The sequence below is a fragment of the Bacillus cereus group sp. N11 genome, assembly GCF_016483605.1.
Taxonomy (GTDB): Bacteria; Bacillota; Bacilli; order Bacillales; family Bacillaceae_G; genus Bacillus_A; species Bacillus_A toyonensis.
In genome coordinates, this window is record NZ_JAEHBN010000006.1 from 178,582 (window position 1) to 196,326 (window position 17,745).

Below are 17,745 nucleotides of genomic sequence, written 5' to 3' on the forward strand. Positions count from 1 at the left end.
TATTGATTAAAACTAGATAAAAGGGTTACAATAGTGAATATTACCCTACTTGAACTTATTGCCTTTCATTATTAATTATTTGCCTTCCGTATTTTTTCCCTTTACCCATGTGAAAAGAGAATAACGTTAAAGTGTGGTGTCTGAATGAATTTGTCAATTGCAGCATTAGAAAACATGAAATTAAAAGAGTTATACGAGCTTGCGAAAGAATTTAAGATTTCGTATTATAGCAAATTAACGAAAAAAGAATTAATCTTCGCCATTTTAAAAGCTCGAGCAGAAAAAGAAGGTTTCTTTTTCATGGAAGGCGTATTAGAAATTATTCAATCAGAAGGATTTGGATTCCTACGTCCTATCAACTATTCTCCAAGCTCAGAAGATATTTATATCTCAGCTTCGCAAATTCGTCGTTTCGATTTACGTAATGGAGATAAGGTTTCTGGTAAAGTACGACCTCCGAAAGAAAATGAACGCTATTTTGGATTATTACAAGTTGAAGCTGTAAACGGAGATGATCCAGAGTCAGCAAAAGAGCGTGTGCATTTCCCTGCATTAACACCATTATACCCAGATCGCCAAATGAAATTGGAAACGGAACCGAAAAAGTTACCGACACGCATCATGGATTTAATCGCACCAGTTGGATTTGGACAACGTGGTTTAATTGTTGCGCCTCCAAAGGCGGGTAAAACAAGTCTATTAAAAGAAATTGCACACAGCGTTACAACAAATCATCCAGAAGCAGAATTAATTGTGCTTCTAATTGATGAGCGTCCAGAGGAAGTAACAGACATTGAACGTTCTGTTAAGGGCGATGTTGTAAGTTCTACTTTTGATGAAGTACCAGAAAATCATATTAAAGTAGCTGAACTTGTGTTAGAACGTGCAATGCGTCTTGTAGAGCACAAAAAAGACGTTATCATTTTAATGGATAGTATTACCCGTTTAGCGCGAGCTTACAACCTCGTTATTCCGCCAAGTGGTAGAACATTATCGGGTGGTATCGACCCAGCGGCTTTCCATAGACCGAAGCGTTTCTTTGGGGCTGCGCGTAATATTGAAGAGGGCGGTAGCTTAACGATTTTAGCAACAGCGCTCGTTGATACAGGGTCTCGTATGGACGATGTAATTTACGAGGAATTTAAAGGAACTGGAAATATGGAACTTCACTTAGATCGCTCATTAGCTGAGCGTCGTATCTTCCCAGCGATTGATATTCGTCGCTCTGGTACGCGTAAAGAAGATCTATTAATTCCGAAAGAGCATTTAGACAAGTTGTGGGGTATTCGTAAAACAATGCGTGATACACCAGACTTCGTTGAAGGTTTCTTACGTAAACTTCGTCAAACAAAGACAAATGAAGAATTTTTACAAAACATTGTTGCAGACTCGAAAAGGTATGTAACAACTAAGTAAAGGGAAAAGATTGGGACTCGCTTATTTCGTAGTAAGCGAGTTTTTTTATGTTTTTTAGGTGATGTTAAAGGGAGAAGTAAGTGGGAGAACCTTAGCCAGTCAGAGCTGAACGAGCCGCTTGCGCTTTTAAATTGTATCCAGTTCTGGCGGCTAGCTCTTCGCATCTAAGAACCTTCCGCCCGAAAGGTAAAAAGCACCTTTAGGGCGAAAGAACCTTAGCCAGAGCTAAGCAAGCCACCTCCACTTTAAGATAATATCCAGCTCCAGCGGCTAGAATCTCCGGTCATTTCACTCTCTCGAAGCAAAAGGCGCTTCAAGGTCGAGAGTTTGAAGTGTCCTGGATTCTGAACGAGCCGCTTATGCTTTTAAATTGTATCTAGTTCCGACGGCTAGCTCTTCGTGTCTAAGAACCTCCCGCACTAAAGGTAAAGAGCACCTTTTGTGCGAGAGAACCTTAGCCAGTCAGAGCTGAACGAGCCGTCTCCACTTTTAATTTAAAAAGACAAAAACAGGTAGTTGCAAAATGAAGTTAGCCTTGTTATAATTTCATCATATGTGTTTCATCAATATAGTTGTGTATGCAGCTGAAGATGAAAAACTCTGTTTCGAAAATGATTCAGGGCGGAAGGAGATGAAAAGAATGAAAGCAGGAATTCACCCAGATTACAAGAAAGTTGTATTCATGGACACAAACACAGGCTTCAAATTCTTAAGCGGGTCTACTAAAGGCTCTAGCGAAACTGTTGAGTGGGAAGATGGTAACACTTATCCATTACTAAAAGTTGAGATCAGTTCTGATTCTCACCCATTCTACACTGGACGTCAGAAGTTTGCTACTGCAGACGGACGCGTTGATCGCTTCAATAAGAAATACGGTATCAAGTAATAAAAACATAAAACAGGCAAGTGTATGTATTCGCTTGTCTGTTTTTTTTGCGAAAATATTATACCTTTACCCTACTTTTAACTAAAAAGTAGATGAAAGGAGAGCTTCATGTACTTAATAAATCAAAATGGCTGGATTGAAGTGATTTGTGGTAGTATGTTTTCTGGTAAATCAGAAGAGCTAATCCGCCGTGTGCGCCGCACGCAATTTGCGAAACAACATGCAATTGTATTTAAACCATGTATTGATAATCGTTATAGTGAAGAAGATGTTGTATCACATAACGGATTAAAGGTAAAAGCAGTTCCTGTTTCAGCTTCAAAGGATATATTTGAACATATTACAGAAGAGTTGGATGTTATTGCAATCGATGAGGTGCAATTTTTTGATGGGGACATTGTGGAAGTGGTGCAAGTATTGGCAAATCGTGGCTATCGTGTCATTGTAGCTGGTTTAGACCAAGATTTCCGTGGTCTACCATTTGGACAAGTTCCTCAGCTGATGGCGATTGCTGAACACGTAACAAAACTGCAAGCAGTATGTTCTGCATGTGGATCTCCGGCAAGTCGTACACAACGATTAATTGATGGAGAGCCGGCGGCATTTAATGATCCGATTATTTTAGTTGGAGCTTCAGAATCGTACGAACCACGTTGTCGTCATTGTCATGCAGTTCCTGCAAACAAAAATAAGTAAAACTCGCTTTGTAGGGCGGGTTTTTTTCAAAATAGAGAGAATGAGTGGTGCAAGCCGCTTGCGCTTTTAAATATAATTTGCGTTTTTTTGAGTAAGTACCATATACTATTTGTATTAGATACTAGGATGTAGAGGTGAATGATGTGTTAGATCGTTTGCAAGCTGTAGAAGATCGTTATGAGAAGTTAAATGAATTGTTAAGTGACCCAGAGGTTATTAGCGATACAAATAAGCTTCGTGAGTATTCAAAAGAACAATCTGATATGCAAGAAACGGTAGAGGTGTACCGTGAGTATAAAGATGTTCGTGAGCAATTACGAGATGCAAAAGCAATGTTAGAAGATAAGTTAGACGCTGATATGCGTGAAATGGTTAAGGAAGAAGTCTCTGAATTAGAAGGACAAGAGAAAACATTATCAGAACGTCTGAAAATTTTACTTGTTCCAAAAGACCCTAATGATGATAAAAACGTTATCGTGGAGGTTCGTGGTGCTGCTGGTGGTGATGAGGCAGCTTTATTTGCTGGTGATTTATATCGTATGTATAGCCGTTATGCTGAGGTGCAAGGTTGGAAAACTGAAATTATCGAAGCGAGCTATACAGAGTTAGGTGGATATAAAGAGATTATCTTTATGATTAACGGTAAAGGTGCTTTCGCGAAGCTGAAATTCGAGAATGGTGCTCACCGTGTACAACGTGTTCCTGAAACGGAATCTGGTGGACGTATTCATACATCTACAGCAACTGTAGCTGTATTACCAGAGGCAGAAGAAGTAGAAATTACTATTCATGAAAAAGATGTTCGTGTTGATACATTTGCTTCTAGTGGTCCTGGTGGACAGAGCGTTAATACAACGATGTCAGCGGTACGTTTAACGCATTTACCGACTGGTGTAGTTGTATCTTGTCAGGATGAGAAATCACAGATTAAGAATAAAGAAAAAGCAATGAAAGTATTACGTGCACGTGTTTATGATAAATTCAGACAAGAAGCGCAAGCTGAGTACGATCAAAACCGTAAACAAGCTGTTGGTACGGGAGACCGTTCAGAGCGTATTCGTACGTATAACTTCCCGCAAAACCGTGTAACTGACCATCGAATCGGCTTAACGATTCAAAAGCTAGATCAAATCCTACAAGGTAAGTTAGATGATTTCATCAATGCCTTAGTGATGGAAGATCAGGCGCAAAAGATGGAGGCAGCTGAGTAATGCGTGTCTATGAAGCCCTGAAATGGGCTTCTTCTTTTTTACAGGAAAATGGACGAGATGAAAATGCGGGAGAACTTGTCCTTTGTCATGTATTAAAGACGAACAGAACAGGAATGCTCATGAATATGCGTGAAGAGATAACCGCGGAACAAGAGAAAAGTTTTGCAGAATTTATCCACAAGCACGTGGAAGGTATTCCAATCCAATATATGCTCGGTTATGAAATGTTTTATGGACGCTCGTTTTTTGTGAATGAAGAGGTATTAATACCAAGGCCTGAAACGGAAGAGCTTATAGTAGGAGTGCTAGAGCGAATTGAGCGTCATTTTGGTAATGAGAAACTTCATGTAGCGGATATTGGTACAGGTAGTGGAGCAATTTCTATTACGCTCGCTTTAGAAAATAAAAATCTTCATGTGTATACGGTAGATATTGCACGAGAATCGATTGAAGTTGCAAAAGAAAATGCAAAATCTTTGGGTGCAGAAGTAACGTTCTATCACGGTGATTTATTGTCACCATTTTATAAAATAGATCAAAAGTTAGATGTTGTCGTTTCAAACCCTCCATATATACCAGAAGAGGATTGGCGTGGTCTTTCTCCTGTTGTGAAAGAGCATGAACCAAAGAGAGCACTTGTTGGCGGTGAAGATGGATTAGATTTCTATCGCCGTTTTATGGAAGAATTGCCGAACGTGTTGCAGAAGAAAGCAATTGTGGCATTTGAAATTGGAGTAGGGCAAGGTGAGGATGTAAAGGAATTGTTACAACAAGCCTTTCCGCATGCTCATGTTGAAGTTGTTTTTGATATTAACGGAAAAGATCGTATGGTATTTGCAGAGATGGAGTAAGGTTCACACCTTACTCTATTTTTTTGTGGGGAAAATTCATATAGATTTTGAATTTAATAGTTTAGAAAGATGAAAGTCTGTCCACACTGTTTGTAGAGGGGACGGTGGAGGAAATGAAAAAACAAGTTATTGCTTATCTTCTTCTATTATTAATTGGTGCACAGTTACTTGTGCAGTTTGGATATATGAAAGCTGATGCGAAAGGGCCTTCTGTTATTCCGAAAGAGGCCGTTCGATTACGAATTTTAGCAAATAGTGATTCAGATAAAGATCAGGCGTTAAAGCGTAAAGTACGCGATGAAGTAAAAGCGCAAATTGATGGATGGGTAGCAGATTTAACGTCATTTGAAGAGGCGCGAAAGGTAATTCAAAGTCATATTCCAGAAATCGAAAAAACAGTGAAAAACACGCTAAAAAAGGAAGGCAGTACAGAGTCATTCCAAGTGAAATTTGGTAAGAATGTAAAGTTTCCTACAAAGGTATATGGGAATTTTATTTATCCAGCAGGAGAATATGAAGCGGTACTCATTACAATTGGAAAAGGTGAAGGGGCGAATTGGTGGTGTGTGTTATTTCCTCCAATGTGTTTCTTAGATTTTTCAAGTGGTACAGCTGTAAGAAAAGAAGAGCATGTTGTGAAGGCTGAATCTCCTGAAGAAGATCAAGTGGAACAAGCTGAAGGGGATATAGTCGATTCACCAAAGATAGAAGAGGATAAGGTGAAGGAAAAGAAAGTTGTAAAACAGGAAGTAGCAAAAAAGGTAACAGCTTCTGAAAAGAAAGTAGTAAAAAGTGAAATAAAAGTAGAAGAACAGCCTGTAAGTAAAGAAGAAACAAAAACAGTGGAAAAAGTGGAGAATCCTGTGGAGAAAAAGCAAGAAAAACAAAATGAGTATGTACAAGTGGAAGAGGAAGAAAAAAAGCCAGAAGTTAAATTATTTATTGTAGAAGCTTTTACATCTTTATTTTCTAAATAGTACTATTAACAAGTCCCTTCTCATATATAAAGATGAGGAGGGATTTATTATGAAGAAAGTGTATTTTGCTACGAAAGAGGATGTAGAAAGATTACATTCTTTTTTCGGACAAGCTAATAAAAAAGATGATAAAATAAATGAGTTATACGCACAATTTATGATTTTGGAAGAGGCGGAAGAAATACGAGCTGTAATTGGATATGAACAAAGTGAAGAAAATGCACTTATTCGTTCTTGTTTATTCACACCTCATGTGGATAAACAGACTTTCTTATATTTTTTTGAAATGTTTTTGCAGTATATGAAAGAAAAAAATATTCGACAATTGTACTTACTAACAAATCATCCACAATCTATAACAATCTTTCAGTTTTTTGACTTTGTCACTATAGAGAGAGAGAAAGTGCCAGAGGGAATTCGACAGCTAGAACACTTTTGTAAAAATATAAAAGAGCCGAATGCAATAATACTAAATTGTCAGCTATTCACAAAGTTATCCACGGATTAATTAGGTTTATCCACATTTTGTGGATAAACCTTGTTTGTCTTTTGGATAAATCTCATAGTAAACTAAAAATAGACAAGTATTTCAGGGTAGAAAAGGACGTGGAAAAAAATGCACACAAATATGTGGGTTGTGGATAATGTTGTGGAAAGAAAAAAATATTATCCACAGTTACAAGAAGCAGCAAGACTATTAAGAGAAAACGAAGCGGTTGCCTTCCCTACGGAAACGGTATATGGGCTAGGTGCAAACGCGATGAATGATGAAGCAATTGCGAAAATTTTTGAAGCAAAAGGGAGACCAAGTGATAATCCACTTATTGTTCACATAGGTACAAAATCTCAGTTAGATGGGATTGTAAATGAAATTCCACCGGTTGCGGAGAAGTTAATGGAACACTTTTGGCCAGGACCATTAACGATTATTTTGCCAAGAAAAGAAGGTATTTCTGAGAAGGTGACGGCAGGTCTTAATACGGTTGGAGTAAGAATGCCGGATCATCCAGTAGCGCTCGCTCTTATTGAGGAGGCGAATGTACCGGTTGCAGCACCGAGTGCGAATCGTTCAGGGCGTCCAAGCCCGACGTTAGCTTCTCACGTATATGAAGATTTGAATGGAAAGATTGCAGGTATTGTTGATGGTGGGGCAACGGGAGTAGGCGTTGAATCAACTGTAATCGATTGTACAAGTGAGATTCCAACAATTTTACGTCCAGGCGGGATTACGAAAGAACAATTGGAAGCAGTAATAGGTACTGTTTCTTTAGATCCAGCTTTAAAGGATGAGAAGGAAAAACCGAAATCACCTGGAATGAAATATACACATTATGCACCGAAAGCGCCACTTAGTATTGTTGAAGGATCACGTGAGTTTATTCAGCGTCTTGTGGATAAGAAGAAGGAAGAAGGATTTAAAGTAGGTGTATTAACGACAGAAGAGTATCAGCATGTATATAGTGCAGATGTCGTATTATCTTGTGGTATGCGAAGTGATTTAGCTAGCGTTGCGACCAAATTATATGATGTACTTAGAACGTTTGATGCAAGTGAAGTGGATGTTATTTTTAGTGAGTCGTTCCCGAATGACGGAATAGGGAATGCAATTATGAATCGCTTAACAAAAGCGGCAGGACATCATATTATTACTGAATGATAAGGTACGATTAGCAAACAGAATATTTCTCCTCGGATAAGCATATTTTGAAGTAGCACGTCCGAGGAGGGACATGAATGACGTTTGAACAGCTAATACCTTTAATAATTATGGCATTCGCCTTAGGGATGGATGCGTTCTCGGTGAGTCTTGGTATGGGGATGATGACCTTAAAGTTAAGACAAATCCTGTATATCGGTATGACGATAGGGATTTTTCATATTATCATGCCATTTATAGGAATGGTATTAGGTCGTTTTTTATCAGAGAAGTATGGGGACATTGCACATTTTGCAGGTGCTATTTTATTAATTGGTCTAGGGTTTTATATCGTATATTCGTCTATTTTAGAAAACGAAGAGACTAGAACTGCTCCTATTGGAATTAGTTTATTTGTATTTGCATTTGGCGTCAGTATAGATAGCTTTTCGGTAGGCCTTAGTCTTGGTATTTACGGAGCACAGACGATTATTACAATATTACTTTTTGGATTTATTAGTATGTTATTAGCGTGGTTTGGTTTATTAATTGGTAGACATGCGAAAAGTATACTCGGTACATATGGTGAGATAGTAGGTGGTATCATTCTGGTTGGATTTGGATTATATATCCTTTTTCCTATATAATTTTATGTAGGAGGGAATTATGAACACGCTATTGGAATGGTATGTTAAGTTTTTAACCTTCTTTCCTCGATGGCTAAGAAGACTTATAATTTGGGGTATTATTTTGCAAATTTCGATGTTAGGTTGGATTAAGTTAATTCGTGAATGGTGAGATGGTTCCTTTCTGTGCATATTTTGTTTGTACTATATTTATTGCACTAAAAATTACAGATATAGAAAGGATGAGATGAATGACGAGATTGAAGCAAGTTTTTGGTATTATTATTAGTTTTTTTGTTTTTTGGTTTAGTATGCTCGGTGTACAAATGTTTGCTGAGTTTTTAGATATTGAGTCATTGAAGTTTGTTGCCGGAAAGACTGAGGCAGCGCGTACTTTTTATTCTCCATACCCGTTTTTAATTGTTTTTCTTATTACATTGCTTTCCCTATATTTCTTAGTAATTAAGCTTGGGAAACCGAAAAAAGAGAAATTGCCTACTTTAGAGGAAAAGAAGGAAGAATTACAATGATAAAATCCCCCGCTTCTTAGCGGGGGATTTTATTTTTGAGTGATGGAAGTAATTAAGTTACCTTCGCTTTAAAATATATCCAGCTCCAGCGGCTAGAATGGTCGGTGGCTTCGCGTCTTCCTACGAGGCAAAAAGCGCCTCTACGTCAGAAGCTCCATCCCCCTCCCATTCTGAACGAGCCGCTTCCACTTTAAAATATATCCAGCTCCAGCGGCTAGAATCTCCGGTCATTTCGCTCTCTCGCATGAAGCAAAAAGCGCTTCAAGGTCGAGAGCTCCAATGCTCTGCGATTCTGAATGAGCCGCCTCCGCTTTTAAAATATTATCCAGTTCCAGCGGCTAGAATGGTCGGTGGCTTCGCGTCTTCCTGCGAGGCAAAAAGCGCCTCTACGTCAGAAGCTCCATCCCCCTCCCATTCTGAGCGAGCCGCTTCCACTTTTAAATTGGCCTAACCAATTCAAATTGTTCTCCTAATTTTGCATAGTTGTGTCCTGCTAGACGGCTTACTGGTTTTAGTCCTTCTGCGTGAATGCGGCCTTTTTCGTATAGGTGTTCTGCGATGTGGAAACGAACGATGCGTCCGATTAGTAGATCGCAAGCTGGTGAGTCTTCCGTTCCGCCAAGAGGGATTGCGCGTTCTAGTACGCATTCCATTCGAATGTTCGCTTCTTTCACACCTGGAACAGAGATGACGTCACTTTTAATTGGTGTTAGTTTTGCTAGTTCGATTTCACTCTCGTTTGGCGGAAGGTTAGCTGCTGTTTCGTTAATCGCTTCTATGTAAGATTCGTCAGAAATATGTACAACAAACTCTCCTTGTTCCATTGCGTTTCGGGAAGTATCTTTCGGTGTTCCTGCTTTTCGTTGTACAGAAACTGAAATAAGTGGTGGATTAGCAGCAACAATATTGAAATAACTATAAGGCGCTCCATTTAATACACCGTCTTTTGTTATAGAAGTAACGAATGCGACGGGACGTGGAATAATGCTGCCCGTTAATAATTTGTAATTCTCTTTTTCCGTTTGTTCATTTGGATTAATTGATAACATGTTTAAAATCTCCCTTCTGAATATGACGACTTATTGTTTGTTTACAAGATGTTAGTGGGAAACTCCTGCTGGAAATAATATTTTTTTAATGATGTAAAAAAGAGATTACCTCAATTATACTGAAGTAATCTCTTTTTAAGTAAACATCTTGAAATTGAGATAAATATTAAAGTAAAACGTATGCGCCAGGCCCGATTAAAGCGACACCAACAGCGACAGCGATTAACATTAAATTATATTCAAATCCGTCTTGTGTTACCCAGTAACCATTTTTTCCGTGAACAGTGAAGATTGCCATTAACATTGTTCCAACGATAAATAATGAACCAATTACAGTGAAAATACCTGATGCGAATAAGAAACCACCTAGTAATTCAGTTGCACCAGCCATAAATGCCATAAATACACCAGGGCGTAAACCGATTGATTCCATCCAACCGCCTGTTCCTTTTAAGCCATAACCACCGAACCAACCGAATAATTTTTGAGCACCATGACCCATGAATGTAATTCCTATAATAAGACGAATAATAAGAAGACCGAAATCCATCATTTTTGAAAACCTCCTGAAAGTTTATTAACTTACCTTATGTAAGTAATAATAAAATAGTTACTTACTTTAGTCAAGTGAATTTCGAAAAAAGTTTGAATTAAATTTTACAAATTAACGACAAAAAATAAAATGTAGTAAAGACCTCTAGACAAGTTGGTCGAAAAAAGAGAAAATATAAGTAGAAGTTAACTTCTTATTGTTATTCAGACAATCAGAATTGACTGGAATTTTGTGAAGCGCTACAATAAGAGTCTATTAGTAATGACGTAATTTATTTCGAAAGCGTTTTTACAGTATAATATTCGAAGTATGAAGTCTTACATGTATCCCGAGCTTTACTAGGGATTGCCCTATAAACTTTTAGGTAAATTATAAGGAGGACTATCCTATGTTTAAAAAATTATTCGGTCTTGGTTCAAAAACAAATGAAGAAACAATTGTAGCTCCATTAACTGGAGCAGTGAAAAATATTGAAGAAGTACCAGATCCAGTATTCGCTGGTCGTATGATGGGTGACGGTGTTGCAATCGATCCTACTGAAGGTGTAGTTGTATCTCCAGTTGATGGTGAAATCGTACAATTATTCCACACGAAACATGCTATCGGAATTAAAGCGAAAAACGGTACAGAAATTTTAATCCACGTTGGATTAGAAACTGTAAAAATGGAAGGCGAAGGTTTCGAAGCTCACGTTTCTGAAGGACAAGCTGTAAAAGCTGGAGATAAATTAATCTCATTCGACTTAGAATTAATCCGTGAAAAAGCGAAAAGCACAATTACTCCAATCGTTATTACAAACACAGATGCAGCTGATTCTATTAAGACAACTGTAGGTGTAACAGCTACAAAAGGTTCAACAGAAGTAATGAAAGTTACAATGAAATAATTGTTGTATAAAAGGAATCCGTTTCATATGAAATGGATTCCTTATTTTTTGTTGTATGTTTAGTAGGTATGTTAAAATACTCTAGGCACTTGGAAATAGGGTTTCACATATATGTGGATAGGCGCATTTTTCTTAGAAAAATGCGCCTTTTGTATATTCACATTTCTTTTGTTCCATCCTAATGTAAGCTATTATTAAAGGGAAAAGATACAATATAAGGGGTGGGTTTGGATGAAACGAGTGTTATTTGTTTGCACTGGCAATACATGTCGTAGTCCGATGGCTGAGGCGTTACTTCGTCATCATGGAGGAGATAAGTTTGAAGTGCAATCTGCTGGTGTTTTCGCCTATCCTGGAAGCGATGCATCGATATATGCGAAGGAAGCTTTAGCTGAAAAAGGAATTTCAATCGATCATGCCGCGCAGCAGGTAAATGAAGCTTTGCTTGATTGGGCTGATATTGTCGTAACGATGACAGAAAATCATAAGCAAATTGTACTTGGTCACTATCCGAGTGTTGAAAAGAAGTTGAATACATTATATGGACTAACTGAAGGTATAGGTAAAGACATTTCAGATCCTTTTGGAGGATCGCTTTCTATTTATAAAGAAACGTTAGATGAGATGGAAAAACTTGTACAAACTTTACTGAAAAAACATTCAGAGGGTTGATGTTTCGTGTATAATACGATATTGGAGATCACTTCGTCCTATTGAGGTAGCGAGTGTGAAATGAAGATAATTGGTTGAAACTTTGGAGGGGTAAAAATGAAAGTAGTAATAGCATCTGATCACGGCGGTATGAATATCCGTAAAGAACTTGTAAGTTTATTAGAAGAATTAAATATTGAATATATTGATTTAGGTTGTGAATGTGAAGCTGGTTCTGTTGATTACCCTGATTTTGCATTTCCAGCAGCGGAAATGGTAGCAAATGGTGAAGTGGATCGTGGTATTTTAGTTTGTGGGACAGGCATCGGTATGTCAATCGCGGCAAACAAAGTAAACGGTATTCGTTGTGCGTTAGTTCATGATACTTTCAGTGCGAAAGCAACGAGAGAGCATAATGACACTAACATGCTAGCGATGGGCGAGCGTGTAATTGGTGCTGGTCTAGCGCGTGATATCGCAAAAATTTGGTTAACAACTGACTATGAAGGTGGCCGTCACGAAAACCGCGTAGGAAAAATTAAAACATACGAAACAAAGTAATAGATTCTAACTATCAGTAGTGTGAAATATAATTTGGTGAACCAACCTGTGAAAGGAAGAGGCGTAATGACAGAAATCGTAAAGGTAAGAGAACAGCTACAAATATCGCTTTCTGATTTCCAAGAACAAGCTTCATTGCAAAGTGGTCAAATTTTTGTAGTGGGGTGTAGCACGAGCGAAGTGCTAGGAGAAAGAATTGGAACATCAGGAACGATGGAAGTAGCAGAGGCGATTTTTTCTGAGTTAAAACAATTTCAAGAGCAAACAGGTATTGAGTTAGCGTTCCAATGTTGTGAGCATTTAAACCGTGCTTTAGTAGTTGAGAGAGAAGTAGCGATAAAATATCAATTTGAAATTGTAACAGTTACGCCTGTTAGATCAGCAGGTGGTGCATTGGGGACATATGCGTATCACAATTTGAAAGATCCGGTAGTAGTTGAATTTATTAAAGCGGATGCTGGAATGGATATTGGTGATACATTTATTGGTATGCATTTAAAGCATGTAGCTGTTCCAGTTCGTACAAGTGTGAAGGAAATTGGAAATGCACATGTAACGATGGCGAAAACACGTGGAAAACTAATAGGTGGAGCACGTGCTGTTTATGCAGCGGAGGAAGAAACGATTACTTGCCGTTAAATGCGAAAAATGAGGAAGTCATATAGCAGCTTTTTATCATAGGATAAAAGGTATGTTGTCTGACTTTATAATAGAAGAAAGAAAAGACCGATTTTCGGTCTTTTTTTTCTTTTATGATATAGAAAGTCATGTTAGAATGTAGTTGAAAACATGAAGGTTCGAAAGAATTACAACCTGAATTTTCGTTTTTTCTGAATAAATAAGAAAAAACTGTTGGGAATTGATGTAATTCGTTCAGAAAAGGGGGATTTTGGTGGATCATTTAAAACGTCAAGATGAAAAGGTATTTGCTGCAATTGAGGCAGAACTAGGAAGACAGCGTTCAAAGATTGAGTTAATCGCTTCGGAGAACTTCGTAAGTGAAGCAGTAATGGAGGCGCAAGGTTCTGTTTTAACGAATAAGTATGCTGAAGGATATCCTGGAAAACGTTACTACGGTGGTTGTGAACACGTAGACGTAGTAGAAGATATCGCACGTGATCGCGTAAAAGAAATTTTCGGTGCAGAGCACGTAAATGTTCAACCACATTCTGGTGCACAAGCGAACATGGCAGTATATTTCACAATTCTAGAGCAAGGTGATACAGTACTTGGTATGAATTTATCTCATGGTGGTCACTTAACACACGGAAGCCCTGTTAACTTCAGTGGAGTACAATATAATTTCGTAGAATATGGCGTGGATGCTGACTCTCACCGTATTAATTACGATGATGTATTAGCAAAAGCGAAAGAACATAAACCAAAATTAATCGTAGCAGGTGCAAGTGCATACCCTCGTGTTATCGATTTCAAACGATTCCGTGAGATTGCGGATGAAGTGGGCGCATACTTAATGGTTGATATGGCACATATCGCTGGTTTAGTAGCTGCTGGTTTACATCCAAACCCAGTACCACATGCACATTTCGTTACAACAACAACACATAAAACATTACGTGGCCCGCGTGGTGGTATGATTTTATGTGAAGAGCAATTTGCAAAACAAATTGATAAATCAATCTTCCCTGGTATTCAAGGTGGCCCACTTATGCATGTAATCGCTGCAAAAGCTGTTGCATTTGGTGAGGTGCTTCAAGATGACTTTAAAACATATGCACAAAATATCATTAATAATGCGAACCGCTTAGCTGAAGGCCTTCAAAAAGAAGGACTTACACTTGTTTCTGGTGGAACAGACAATCACTTAATCTTGATTGATGTTCGTAACTTAGAAATCACAGGTAAAGTAGCAGAGCACGTATTAGATGAAGTTGGTATTACAGTGAACAAAAATACAATCCCATTTGAAACAGCAAGCCCATTTGTAACAAGTGGCGTACGTATCGGTACGGCAGCTGTAACATCTCGTGGTTTCGGTTTAGAAGACATGGATGAAATTGCTGCACTTATTGCTTATACATTAAAAAATCATGAAAATGAAGCTGCATTAGAAGAAGCACGTAAGCGTGTAGAAGCGTTAACGAGCAAATTCCCAATGTATACAGATCTATAATAGATTGAAAAAGACTGCTGAAACGTACTTGTTTTAGCAGTTTTTTTTGAGGACATATATTGTTTTTAAAGTATGTATACAAATGATGAATAAATTTTGGCGATATAATGAAGGATACAGCTTCCATTATTGGTAAAGATACTAGATAGATTCATCGTAAAATCATGATTTTGCCAAATTTGCCCTTGAATATTAGTAGCGTTTTCTTTACAATCGTAAATAGTGTAAAAAAGCGTGCAAACGCATGAATATCATCTAAAGGAGAGATTCACATGGGAAAACTGTATGTATTTGATCACCCGTTAATTCAACATAAGATTACATATATTCGCGATAAGAATACAGGTACGAAAGATTTTCGTGAATTAGTGGACGAAGTAGCAAGCTTAATGGCTTTCGAAATTACTCGCGACCTTCCACTTAAAGACATTGAAATTGAAACGCCTGTAAGTAAAGCGACAACAAAAGTGATCGCTGGTAAAAAACTTGGTTTAATTCCGATTTTACGTGCAGGTTTAGGAATGGTTGATGGAATTCTGAAATTAATTCCAGCAGCAAAAGTAGGACACGTTGGTTTATACCGTGACCCTGAAACATTGCAACCGGTAGAATACTATGTGAAACTTCCAACGGATGTAGAAGAGCGTGACTTTATCGTACTAGATCCGATGCTAGCAACAGGTGGTTCTGCAGCTGAAGCAATTAACTCTCTGAAAAAACGCGGTGCGAAACAAATTAAATTAATGTGTATCGTAGCTGCTCCAGAAGGAGTAAAAGTAGTACAAGAAGAGCATCCTGATGTTGATATTTATGTAGCAGCATTAGATGAAAAGTTAAATGACCACGGTTATGTAGTGCCAGGTCTTGGTGATGCTGGTGACCGTTTATTCGGAACGAAGTAAGACAACTGACGAGAGGGGATTCCCTACTCGTCTTTTTTTGTCCCGGGTATGCAGGTAGGGGAGGGGGATAAATATGCAACGTGTATACAACATAAGTTGCATACACAACACATATAATATAGAAGTCTTACGTCTAAGGAGCACTATATTATGGAAGGAAAGCGTTATATCTTAAAAATATAATAGTGACAAACTTGTGAACATTTCCTTCTATTATAAAGAGAAAACTGTTAGAAATTGCATATCTCTAACCAGTATTTAGAAGGGGAACGTTTTCATTTTTGGGAGGAAATGCCTAATACTCAAATTTTTTGATTTTTTACGATTTCTCGTTGACACTGTTAATACCCTATTGTATGCTAACAACGGGGATAGATGGTAGGGCTTTCAGTGACAAAAATACATCTATTCCGTGACGAAAATGTAAACTTTTTATTTTGTATAGGATTTATGCAAAAAAATGAGTTATTATTAACACATCGTGAATGAGGGTTACATATTGGAGGGATGAATCCTTGCAAAAAAACGACCGCAGCCATATAAAAGCTTATGCTTTAATGTCAGGAATTCTTGCTCAATTAGTCGGTTCTATTCTTATTGGAATCTTTGGTGGGCAGTGGATTGATAATAAGGTTGGAACGTTTCCATTGTTTCTTATTATAGGTTTATTACTAGGATTAGGAACAGGGGTATACGCAATGATTCGACTCATTCGACATTACTATTCGGGAGAGCAATGATGATAGACGTACATGGACTTGTCCAAAGACAAAAGAAATATATGTACTACTTGCTTGCGCTTCTAGTGCTAGGATGGGGATTCACCTCTTACAAGGATGTATTTCTTGGGCTGATTATCGGAACGATTTTCAGTTTTCTTAGTTTGCGCATCATTGCACGTAGAACAGACAAGCTGTTAGATCGCGTAACGAATGGAGAAAACGTGAAGTTTAAGGCAACAGCGGTAAGTACATATTCGAGATTCGCGACGATTGGGTTATTAATTTTATTTGCAGCCAAATATCAAGAGTTAATTGCGATGTGGGGCTTAGGTGTAGGATTGCTGACAGGATATCTTGTCATGATCATAGATTTTCTTTATTTAGAGTATAAGAGCAGGGAAGAGAGGTGAATTACTAGTGGAACACGGTAAATTAGTTGAATTTCTAGGTTTAACGTTCGATTTGTCATCAGTTATGATGGTTACTGTAGCAGCAGTTATTGTTTTCTTAATCGCAGTTATAGGAACTCGCAGCTTAGCTCTTCGCCCAACAGGAATGCAAAATTTCATGGAATGGGTGTTTGACTTCGTGAAAGGGATTATCAATAGTACGATGGACTGGAAAACAGGTGGACGTTTCTTAACGCTTGGCGTTACGCTTATCATGTTTATCATCGTATCGAACTTCCTTGGTTTACCATTCATGTATTCAACAGTTGAGGCTGGCGAACATATTGCATGGTGGAGATCACCAACGTCTGATCCAGCAGTTACATTAACATTAGCCGTGATGGTAGTTACCCTCACCCATTATTATGGAATTAAGATGAAGGGTACGAAAGAATACGTTAAAGGTTATTTCCAACCTATGAAATTCTTATTCCCATTAAAGGTTATTGAGGAGTTTGCTAACACATTAACGTTAGGTCTTCGTTTGTTCGGTAACATTTATGCAGGTGAAATCCTGTTAGGATTACTTGCTAAGTTAGGCGGAGCATCAGTTCTTGGAGCATTAGGTGCGCTTGTACCGATGTTAGCATGGATGGGATTCAGTGTATTCGTTGGATCAATCCAGTCATTTATTTTCGTTATGTTAACGATGGTTTATATGGCTCATAAAGTAAGCCATGACCATTAATATAATTTAAGTAAGAAAAAATTTATTTTTTTATAATACAAAGGAGGACAAATTAAATGAGTTTAGGTGTAATCGCAGCTGCAATTGCAATTGGTTTATCAGCATTAGGTGCAGGTATTGGTAACGGTCTTATCGTATCACGTACAATCGAAGGTGTTGCTCGTCAACCAGAATTAAAAGGCGCACTTCAAACAATTATGTTCATCGGGGTTGCTTTAGTTGAGGCACTTCCAATCATCGGTGTAGTTATTGCTTTCATCGTAATGAACAAATAAGGGAGACTCCCCTTACATAGATGGCGAAGAGTGTTTTTTGAACTTT

Annotated in this window: 24 protein-coding genes; 22 read left to right on the top strand and 2 right to left on the bottom strand. The window is 38.0% G+C overall.

Going from position 1 to position 17,745, the window contains the following annotated elements; genetic code table 11:
• Positions 1-144: 144 nt before the first annotated feature.
• The 11 genes from rho to JDS98_RS12215 all read left to right on the top strand — a co-directional run bounded on the left by rho (position 145) and on the right by JDS98_RS12215 (position 8,829).
• Positions 145-1,416, top strand: coding sequence for a transcription termination factor Rho (gene rho, locus JDS98_RS12170; protein WP_001053898.1), 1,272 nt, complete (start codon positions 145-147; stop codon positions 1,414-1,416).
• A 640-nt stretch (positions 1,417-2,056) separates the two neighbouring features.
• Positions 2,057-2,302, top strand: a complete 246-nt coding sequence (locus JDS98_RS12175) for a type B 50S ribosomal protein L31 (RefSeq protein WP_000643435.1) — start codon at positions 2,057-2,059, stop codon at positions 2,300-2,302.
• Between the two features lie 108 nt (positions 2,303-2,410).
• On the top strand, positions 2,411-2,998 hold the full coding sequence (locus tag JDS98_RS12180) for a thymidine kinase (RefSeq protein ID WP_000280853.1): 588 nt from the start codon (positions 2,411-2,413) through the stop codon (positions 2,996-2,998).
• 143 nt (positions 2,999-3,141) lie between these two features.
• Complete coding sequence (gene prfA / locus JDS98_RS12185) at positions 3,142-4,209, top strand: peptide chain release factor 1 (RefSeq protein ID WP_000887062.1); 1,068 nt, start codon at positions 3,142-3,144, stop codon at positions 4,207-4,209.
• Positions 4,209-5,060, top strand: a complete 852-nt coding sequence (prmC, locus tag JDS98_RS12190; RefSeq protein ID WP_001267071.1) for a peptide chain release factor N(5)-glutamine methyltransferase — start codon at positions 4,209-4,211, stop codon at positions 5,058-5,060. The genes prfA and prmC overlap by 1 nt, the downstream gene beginning before the upstream one ends.
• A 113-nt stretch (positions 5,061-5,173) precedes the next feature.
• Positions 5,174-6,037 (top strand): stage II sporulation protein R, encoded by an 864-nt coding sequence (gene spoIIR / locus JDS98_RS12195; protein WP_000745083.1) that lies wholly within the window; start codon positions 5,174-5,176, stop codon positions 6,035-6,037.
• Between the two features lie 49 nt (positions 6,038-6,086).
• A complete protein-coding gene (locus JDS98_RS12200) occupies positions 6,087-6,545 on the top strand; it encodes a GNAT family N-acetyltransferase (protein ID WP_000758449.1) in 459 nt (152 codons plus the stop codon).
• A gap of 108 nt (positions 6,546-6,653) precedes the next feature.
• Positions 6,654-7,694 carry an L-threonylcarbamoyladenylate synthase gene (locus JDS98_RS12205; RefSeq protein WP_016107303.1) on the top strand — a complete coding sequence of 347 codons (1,041 nt, stop codon included), beginning with the start codon at positions 6,654-6,656 and terminating at the stop codon, positions 7,692-7,694.
• Between the two features lie 77 nt (positions 7,695-7,771).
• Positions 7,772-8,320 (top strand): manganese efflux pump MntP, encoded by a 549-nt coding sequence (locus JDS98_RS12210; RefSeq protein ID WP_097999790.1) that lies wholly within the window; start codon positions 7,772-7,774, stop codon positions 8,318-8,320.
• A 19-nt stretch (positions 8,321-8,339) separates the two neighbouring features.
• Positions 8,340-8,471: a hypothetical protein gene (locus JDS98_RS30470; protein WP_001094286.1), complete on the top strand. Its 132-nt coding sequence runs from the start codon at positions 8,340-8,342 to the stop codon at positions 8,469-8,471.
• Positions 8,472-8,550: 79 nt separating this feature from the next.
• Complete coding sequence (locus tag JDS98_RS12215; RefSeq protein WP_097854372.1) at positions 8,551-8,829, top strand: DUF3935 domain-containing protein; 279 nt, start codon at positions 8,551-8,553, stop codon at positions 8,827-8,829.
• A 437-nt stretch (positions 8,830-9,266) separates the two neighbouring features.
• Here the strand turns inward: JDS98_RS12215 and JDS98_RS12220 are convergent, their stop codons facing one another.
• Together JDS98_RS12220 and JDS98_RS12225 are read right to left on the bottom strand one after the other, a co-directional pair.
• On the bottom strand, positions 9,267-9,878 hold the full coding sequence (locus tag JDS98_RS12220; RefSeq protein ID WP_098912000.1) for a flavin reductase family protein: 612 nt from the start codon (positions 9,876-9,878) through the stop codon (positions 9,267-9,269).
• 166 nt (positions 9,879-10,044) lie between these two features.
• Positions 10,045-10,431, bottom strand: coding sequence for a DoxX family protein (locus JDS98_RS12225; RefSeq protein WP_000968621.1), 387 nt, complete (start codon positions 10,429-10,431; stop codon positions 10,045-10,047).
• Between the two features lie 388 nt (positions 10,432-10,819).
• Here JDS98_RS12225 and JDS98_RS12230 point away from each other — a divergent pair, with 388 nt between their 5' ends.
• From JDS98_RS12230 to atpE, 11 genes are all read left to right on the top strand, one after another.
• Positions 10,820-11,317 (top strand): PTS sugar transporter subunit IIA, encoded by a 498-nt coding sequence (locus JDS98_RS12230; RefSeq protein WP_063222518.1) that lies wholly within the window; start codon positions 10,820-10,822, stop codon positions 11,315-11,317.
• Positions 11,318-11,548: 231 nt separating this feature from the next.
• Positions 11,549-11,989, top strand: coding sequence for a low molecular weight protein arginine phosphatase (locus JDS98_RS12235; protein WP_000832365.1), 441 nt, complete (start codon positions 11,549-11,551; stop codon positions 11,987-11,989).
• A 96-nt stretch (positions 11,990-12,085) separates the two neighbouring features.
• On the top strand, positions 12,086-12,529 hold the full coding sequence (gene rpiB / locus JDS98_RS12240; RefSeq protein WP_000869542.1) for a ribose 5-phosphate isomerase B: 444 nt from the start codon (positions 12,086-12,088) through the stop codon (positions 12,527-12,529).
• Positions 12,530-12,577: 48 nt separating this feature from the next.
• The gene (locus JDS98_RS12245; protein WP_002045951.1) at positions 12,578-13,168 is read left to right on the top strand and encodes a TIGR01440 family protein; all 591 of its coding nucleotides are present in this window, start codon (positions 12,578-12,580) and stop codon (positions 13,166-13,168) included.
• A 253-nt stretch (positions 13,169-13,421) separates the two neighbouring features.
• Positions 13,422-14,663 carry a serine hydroxymethyltransferase gene (gene glyA, locus JDS98_RS12250; RefSeq protein WP_000349812.1) on the top strand — a complete coding sequence of 414 codons (1,242 nt, stop codon included), beginning with the start codon at positions 13,422-13,424 and terminating at the stop codon, positions 14,661-14,663.
• 272 nt (positions 14,664-14,935) lie between these two features.
• On the top strand, positions 14,936-15,565 hold the full coding sequence (gene upp, locus JDS98_RS12255; RefSeq protein ID WP_000517536.1) for a uracil phosphoribosyltransferase: 630 nt from the start codon (positions 14,936-14,938) through the stop codon (positions 15,563-15,565).
• A 375-nt stretch (positions 15,566-15,940) separates the two neighbouring features.
• On the top strand, positions 15,941-16,054 hold the full coding sequence (locus tag JDS98_RS12260) for a DUF4024 domain-containing protein (RefSeq protein WP_000232961.1): 114 nt from the start codon (positions 15,941-15,943) through the stop codon (positions 16,052-16,054).
• 26 nt (positions 16,055-16,080) lie between these two features.
• Positions 16,081-16,305: an AtpZ/AtpI family protein gene (locus JDS98_RS12265; RefSeq protein WP_001171219.1), complete on the top strand. Its 225-nt coding sequence runs from the start codon at positions 16,081-16,083 to the stop codon at positions 16,303-16,305.
• Positions 16,305-16,697, top strand: coding sequence for an ATP synthase subunit I (locus tag JDS98_RS12270; RefSeq protein ID WP_000567600.1), 393 nt, complete (start codon positions 16,305-16,307; stop codon positions 16,695-16,697). Before JDS98_RS12265 ends, JDS98_RS12270 begins: the two co-directional genes overlap by 1 nt.
• A 7-nt stretch (positions 16,698-16,704) precedes the next feature.
• The gene (gene atpB / locus JDS98_RS12275) at positions 16,705-17,424 is read left to right on the top strand and encodes a F0F1 ATP synthase subunit A (protein ID WP_000399876.1); all 720 of its coding nucleotides are present in this window, start codon (positions 16,705-16,707) and stop codon (positions 17,422-17,424) included.
• 56 nt (positions 17,425-17,480) lie between these two features.
• On the top strand, positions 17,481-17,699 hold the full coding sequence (gene atpE, locus JDS98_RS12280; protein WP_000052064.1) for a F0F1 ATP synthase subunit C: 219 nt from the start codon (positions 17,481-17,483) through the stop codon (positions 17,697-17,699).
• Positions 17,700-17,745: the final 46 nt, after the last annotated feature.

Coding starts and splice junctions, on each gene's coding strand:
- rho (WP_001053898.1), top strand. CDS start 145: ATGAATTTGTCAATTGCAGCATTAGAAAACATGAAATTAAAAGAGTTA.
- JDS98_RS12175 (WP_000643435.1), top strand. CDS start 2,057: ATGAAAGCAGGAATTCACCCAGATTACAAGAAAGTTGTATTCATGGAC.
- JDS98_RS12180 (WP_000280853.1), top strand. CDS start 2,411: ATGTACTTAATAAATCAAAATGGCTGGATTGAAGTGATTTGTGGTAGT.
- prmC (WP_001267071.1), top strand. CDS start 4,209: ATGCGTGTCTATGAAGCCCTGAAATGGGCTTCTTCTTTTTTACAGGAA.
- spoIIR (WP_000745083.1), top strand. CDS start 5,174: ATGAAAAAACAAGTTATTGCTTATCTTCTTCTATTATTAATTGGTGCA.
- JDS98_RS12200 (WP_000758449.1), top strand. CDS start 6,087: ATGAAGAAAGTGTATTTTGCTACGAAAGAGGATGTAGAAAGATTACAT.
- JDS98_RS12205 (WP_016107303.1), top strand. CDS start 6,654: ATGCACACAAATATGTGGGTTGTGGATAATGTTGTGGAAAGAAAAAAA.
- JDS98_RS12210 (WP_097999790.1), top strand. CDS start 7,772: ATGACGTTTGAACAGCTAATACCTTTAATAATTATGGCATTCGCCTTA.
- JDS98_RS30470 (WP_001094286.1), top strand. CDS start 8,340: ATGAACACGCTATTGGAATGGTATGTTAAGTTTTTAACCTTCTTTCCT.
- JDS98_RS12215 (WP_097854372.1), top strand. CDS start 8,551: ATGACGAGATTGAAGCAAGTTTTTGGTATTATTATTAGTTTTTTTGTT.
- JDS98_RS12220 (WP_098912000.1), bottom strand. CDS start 9,878: ATGTTATCAATTAATCCAAATGAACAAACGGAAAAAGAGAATTACAAA.
- JDS98_RS12225 (WP_000968621.1), bottom strand. CDS start 10,431: ATGATGGATTTCGGTCTTCTTATTATTCGTCTTATTATAGGAATTACA.
- JDS98_RS12230 (WP_063222518.1), top strand. CDS start 10,820: ATGTTTAAAAAATTATTCGGTCTTGGTTCAAAAACAAATGAAGAAACA.
- JDS98_RS12235 (WP_000832365.1), top strand. CDS start 11,549: ATGAAACGAGTGTTATTTGTTTGCACTGGCAATACATGTCGTAGTCCG.
- rpiB (WP_000869542.1), top strand. CDS start 12,086: ATGAAAGTAGTAATAGCATCTGATCACGGCGGTATGAATATCCGTAAA.
- upp (WP_000517536.1), top strand. CDS start 14,936: ATGGGAAAACTGTATGTATTTGATCACCCGTTAATTCAACATAAGATT.
- JDS98_RS12260 (WP_000232961.1), top strand. CDS start 15,941: ATGGTAGGGCTTTCAGTGACAAAAATACATCTATTCCGTGACGAAAAT.
- JDS98_RS12270 (WP_000567600.1), top strand. CDS start 16,305: ATGATAGACGTACATGGACTTGTCCAAAGACAAAAGAAATATATGTAC.
- atpE (WP_000052064.1), top strand. CDS start 17,481: ATGAGTTTAGGTGTAATCGCAGCTGCAATTGCAATTGGTTTATCAGCA.